The organism is Chlorobium sp. KB01 (assembly GCF_001975465.1).
In the GTDB taxonomy this organism is placed as follows: domain Bacteria; phylum Bacteroidota; class Chlorobiia; order Chlorobiales; family Chlorobiaceae; genus Chlorobium.
In genome coordinates this window covers 1-4297 of record NZ_MPJE01000001.1, presented here as the reverse complement: position 1 = coordinate 4297, position 4297 = coordinate 1, and the positions used below count along the sequence as shown (strand labels likewise).

The following is a 4297-nucleotide window of genomic DNA, read 5'->3' as shown; positions in this document are numbered from 1 at the left end:
TCAATTTGATATTCTTTTACGAAGCAGAGCTTCGGGGAATTGACCCTTAGAGATTAAAAGACCTCTCTTCATAGCAAAATCAGCACCACCCCCGGAGAATCAAAGTCCCGGAGCATTCCTGATGGGCATTTTTTGCGGCATCACTACCGACCGGCGGCGATATTTTTTATTCCACGCCTGTATGCCAAAAGCCTGAAAAACACGATTTCCTGTTTTCTGTCCTGTGATTTTCAAATATTTCCCTTCCGCTATCGGTGTGCCCGGCCGAACATCGGCCTTAGTGATATCCACCTGCCAGGTTCCCTTTTTAAAATCTCTTATAACAATCCGGCTTCGGCTTTTATTGATCGCTATAACCTTACCGCCAAGAAGTCCTTTTTCGGAGTGACTCCAGCGATGTTCATTGGCATAGATCAGGTTATGATAGATATGAACATTTTCGATAAGGTATCGATGGATATATCCGCCGATATCGACGGTATTCAGCGCCGCGCAGAGCAGCACGCTTGCAAGTACCGAGCCTGCAATCACCCTCAGGGTAGGGTAGCGATACCCTTTGCTGGTATGGCGGAATCCGAAATAGGCCACAAGCGTAAACAACGCAAGTGCCGTCAGCCACAAATAGGGTATACGTGCAAAAAACTCTCCAATAAGCGGCCGTTCGGCAAAGAGTCGGTAGAGATAAACATGATCCTCAATAAAATCATGGTCGATAAATACATAAACAGCCGTTGCCATGGAGAGACTGCCGGTTATAACAGAGAGTAACGCAAGCATCCAGAATCCTGCCTGCCTGAGAAGAAAGTGCCATCGGGGAATAGGCACCACCTTTCTCTTCTCTATTTCAGCCATTATTGACTCAGATCGTTCCTTATACATCCAAATGACAGCTAACGCCTGTTACGTGAAATTATTGTTTGTGAGAAAAGAGAGTGCCATTCACTCTCTGATACGCACGGGAGATGGCGTTCCTTTCGCACTGAAAAGAGTCGCTGAGAGCTGACCCGGAACCTCATCTCCCGTCCAGAAGGTGTTTTATTTTTTTCTTTGCCCTGTTAATCAGCGTCGCCACTGTCCCCTGCGGGATCTGCAGAATATCCGATATCTCCTCATAACGTTTATCCTCAAAAAATTTCAGGATAATTATTTCGCGACTTCTCGAATCAAGCCGGTCCAGTGCCCTGCGCAGGTCGTCAGGAGTATGAGCCTGATGATCTTCAACAATCAGATCGAAATCATCGATAACTTTTTCAAAAAGAAAGAGATCCTTCTCCTGCTCCACGAGAAATGGACGGCACCGCTCCTTCCTGAAGGCTGTGACGATTTCGTTGTGGGCAATTCTGTATATCCAGGATGAAAAACGGAGTGCAGGATCGTAATCATTGAGATGCAGATAGCTCTTGATGAATATCTCCTGCAGAAGATCCTTTGCTATTGCTGAGCTCCTGCATCCCATCCGGAAAATATATCGCAACAGGGCGGCCTCATAGCGAGCGACTATGGCAACAAACTCCTGCTTGTTTTCAAGCGTTCGGGCAACCAGCTCCTGATCGGTACATTGCTTCTCTGCCGGATGTGGTGATCTACTGGTCATATACGGTAAAACAGCTGATTACATCAAAAAAAGAGTGCGGCCTCTTCGGCACTCACTTCCCGGCACTATGGTTCAGACTCAACAGCGTTCCGTTTGAGTACCAAAGCCATATAGAGCACAATAAACAGATTAACCAGCACAAAAACGATCTTGATCCATGTAACTCCTTTCAGCAACTCATAGAGTTCAATCGGAAAATATACTCCGCCACTCAGAAGGGCAAACCATTCGGCCCAGCGCCGGGCAAACCACAGGCCGCAGGCTTCAACAAAGCGCAAATCCGCCCATCAGTCAGATTGCCTGCTGCTTCAATAAATATTTTAGGGCTGTTCTTTGCGGGACTGAAATGCGCATGAGCTATCAACTGCTCAGCGACAATCTGTATGTTCTGATGAAGAAGGGAAAAGACCGACAATCCGGCCAAAAGAATCAATACCCCTTTGGCGGCCTCAAAAATCGCTAACGCCCTGAGACCCTTTTTTATTTCGATTTTCAGCTTCATATAGCGCAGGAATATCCGGCACAAAGCAGCTCAACCCCGTGATCTGCTCCCCGATTACTTCTGATGAAACTGATCCGGATTCGGTCTGGACGTCGCGGGGAAAGCTTGAGAGAGCAGTCCGTGATCTGACGGCTTCAGGCCTGAACCGTTATGTATTACCTGGTAAAAGCTACCGGGCAATACATAACATAAAAAGATGCTACAGCCTGCTCACATGGAATCGCGAATTTCCTTCGCCTTGTCCGCCATGAGTTTCGCCTTGAGAAACCCCCTGTTCATACGGGCAATATTGACTACGGAAATTCCTTTCGGGCACTCCGCTTCACAGGCATAGGTGTTGCTGCAGTTGCCAAAACCAAGCTGATCCATACAGGCTACCATCTTCTGCACCCGCTTTTCAGCCTCTACACGCCCCTGCGGCAAAAGAGCGAGATGAGAGACCTTTGCTCCGATAAAGAGCATGGCGGCAGCGTTGGAACAGGCGGCCACACAGGCCCCGCAGCCGATGCAGGCGGCGGCATCAAAAGCCGCATCGGATTTCGATTTCTCAACAGGAATGGTATTGGCGTCAGGCACACCTCCGCTATTAACCGATACATAACCGCCAGCCTGGATCACTTTATCAAACGCACTCCTGTCGACAATGAGATCGCGGATGACCGGAAAAGCCTTTGCCCGCCATGGTTCGATATGGATCGTCTCCCCGTCCCTGAAAGAGCGCATATGAAGCTGGCAGGTGGTTACCCCCTTGACCGGCCCGTGAGGCCTCCCGTTTATATAGAGGCTGCATGTACCGCAAATACCCTCCCGGCAGTCGTGGTCAAAGGAGACCGGGTCACCGCCGCTCTCAATAAGCTGCTGGTTGAGGATATCAAGCATTTCAAAAAATGAGCTGTCGGAAGAGATCCCTGATACCTCGTAGGAAACCATACCGCCTTTGGCCTCCGCATTTTTCTGGCGCCAGATCTTCAGCGTAAAATTCATATTATCCTCTATTTATAGCTCCGCTGGGAGAGCTTGATCTCGTTGAATTGAAGTTCCTCCCTGTGCAGCACTGCATCACGGCCGGTGTATTGCCATGCGCCGACAAATGCGAACTTCTCATCGTCGCGCAAAGCTTCACCATCACTGGTCTGGTACTCCTCCCTGAAATGACCACCGCACGACTCTTTTCGCTGCAGGGCGTCGCGCACCATAAGTTCGCCGAGTTCAATAAAGTCAGCAACCCGGCAGGCCTTTTCGAGTTCAGGATTATATTCATCCAGACCGCCCGAAACCTTTACTCCCCGTGCATACTCCCTCTTCAGATCGGTAATGAGATAGAGGGCTTCGGTAAGGCCCGCCTCATTTCTGGCCATCCCGCAATACTCCCACATGATCTTGCCGAGACGGCGATGGAAGTGATCAACCGACTCCTTGCCCTTGTTGTTATGCAGTTGCTTCAAGCGATCAGCAACCCCCTCTGCGGCGGCAGTGAATTCGGAAGCAGCAGGATCAAACCGCGGTGTATGAATCTCGGATGCAAGATAGTTGCCTATCGTATAGGGCAGCACAAAGTACCCGTCGGCAAGCCCCTGCATAAGCGCAGATGCCCCGAGACGGTTGGCTCCGTGGTCGGAAAAATTACACTCCCCGGCGGCAAAGAGTCCCGGAATGGTCGTCATCAGCTCGTAATCAACCCAGAGACCGCCCATGGTATAGTGTACCGCAGGATAGATCATCATCGCGGTTTCATAGGGTGATTCAGCAACAATCTGCTCGTACATCTGGAAGAGGTTGCCGTATAACGCATCAATGGTATCATGCCCCTTGCGCTTGATGGCATCGGCAAAGTCCAGATAGACCGCCATTCCTGTAGCGCCGACACCATATCCGGCGTCACAACGCTCTTTGGCCGCCCTTGAGGCAACATCCCTCGGCACAAGATTTCCGAAAGCAGGATAACGGCGCTCAAGATAGTAATCCCGATCCTCCTCGGCGATGTCGGATGGTTTGATATCCTTATGGCGCAGCCGCTCCACATCCTTTAATTTTTTCGGCACCCAGATTCTGCCATCGTTGCGAAGGCTTTCACTCATCAGAGTCAGCTTTGACTGAAAGTCGCCATGCACCGGAATACAGGTGGGATGAATCTGGGTAAAGGCAGGGTTGGCCATAAAAGCCCCTCTCTTGTAGGCACACCATGCCGGAGTCACATTGGA

Annotated in this window: 4 protein-coding genes and 1 pseudogene; all 5 read right to left on the bottom strand. The window is 50.1% G+C overall.

The features are described 5' to 3' along the window. Nucleotides 1-99: 99 nt before the first annotated feature. Complete coding sequence (locus BOO20_RS00025; protein WP_076788978.1) at nucleotides 100-852, bottom strand: hypothetical protein; 753 nt, start codon at nucleotides 850-852, stop codon at nucleotides 100-102. Between the two features lie 160 nt (nucleotides 853-1012). Further along, complete coding sequence (locus tag BOO20_RS00020) at nucleotides 1013-1594, bottom strand: RNA polymerase sigma factor (RefSeq protein ID WP_076788973.1); 582 nt, start codon at nucleotides 1592-1594, stop codon at nucleotides 1013-1015. A gap of 65 nt (nucleotides 1595-1659) precedes the next feature. Next, a pseudogene (locus tag BOO20_RS00015) lies at nucleotides 1660-2096 on the bottom strand (DUF2127 domain-containing protein). Nucleotides 2097-2306: 210 nt separating this feature from the next. Beyond that, complete coding sequence (locus BOO20_RS00010) at nucleotides 2307-3080, bottom strand: succinate dehydrogenase/fumarate reductase iron-sulfur subunit (protein WP_076788969.1); 774 nt, start codon at nucleotides 3078-3080, stop codon at nucleotides 2307-2309. Between the two features lie 8 nt (nucleotides 3081-3088). After that, nucleotides 3089-4297: succinate dehydrogenase (quinone) flavoprotein subunit (gene sdhA, locus BOO20_RS00005; protein WP_144277086.1), on the bottom strand; the 1209-nt coding region annotated here is incomplete at its 5' end.

What these genes read in the sequence shown, in the direction of transcription:
- BOO20_RS00025 (WP_076788978.1), bottom strand. Translation starts at nt 852, where the DNA reads ATGGCTGAAATAGAGAAGAGAAAGGTGGTGCCTATTCCCCGATGGCAC.
- BOO20_RS00020 (WP_076788973.1), bottom strand. Translation starts at nt 1,594, where the DNA reads ATGACCAGTAGATCACCACATCCGGCAGAGAAGCAATGTACCGATCAG.
- BOO20_RS00010 (WP_076788969.1), bottom strand. Translation starts at nt 3,080, where the DNA reads ATGAATTTTACGCTGAAGATCTGGCGCCAGAAAAATGCGGAGGCCAAA.